This is a genomic window from Paenibacillus oleatilyticus (assembly GCF_018998565.1).
Lineage (GTDB): Bacteria > Bacillota > Bacilli > Paenibacillales > NBRC-103111 > Paenibacillus_G > Paenibacillus_G oleatilyticus.
This window is the reverse complement of sequence record NZ_JAHNZO010000115.1, coordinates 1-403: the sequence shown is the minus strand read 5'-3', so window position 1 is coordinate 403 and position 403 is coordinate 1. Positions and strand designations below refer to the sequence as shown.

1 protein-coding gene is annotated in these 403 nt (G+C 63.5%); it reads left to right on the top strand.

Translation table 11 applies throughout. The annotated features are described in order from the left end of the window. Window positions 1-403 (top strand): cation:dicarboxylate symporter family transporter (locus tag KQX66_RS38890; protein ID WP_216798405.1); only part of this gene is annotated, 403 nt, incomplete at both ends.

Sequence of the window (403 nt, the reverse complement as noted above, 5' to 3'; positions counted from 1 at the left end):
ACATTCGCCCGATCCTGTTCCTCTACCTGCTGGGCACCTTTGCCGCCGCGCTGGTGGCGGTCGTCGTCAGCTTTATCTTCCCTTCTACGCTGGCGCTGACCACCGGCGCGACGGACATTACCCCGCCGGGCGGCATTGTGGAGGTGATGAAGGGTCTGTTGATGAGCGTGGTGGCCAACCCGTTCCATGCGCTGATTAACGCCAACTACATCGGTATTCTGGCGTGGGCCGTCGGGCTGGGGCTGGCGCTGCGCCACGCTTCCGAAACCACTAAAGGGCTGATCAACGACATGTCCCATGCGGTTACGCTGGTGGTGCGAGCGGTGATCCGCTGTGCGCCGCTTGGCATCTTCGGCCTGGTGGCTTCCACGCTGGCGGAAACCGGCTTCGGTGTGCTGTGGGG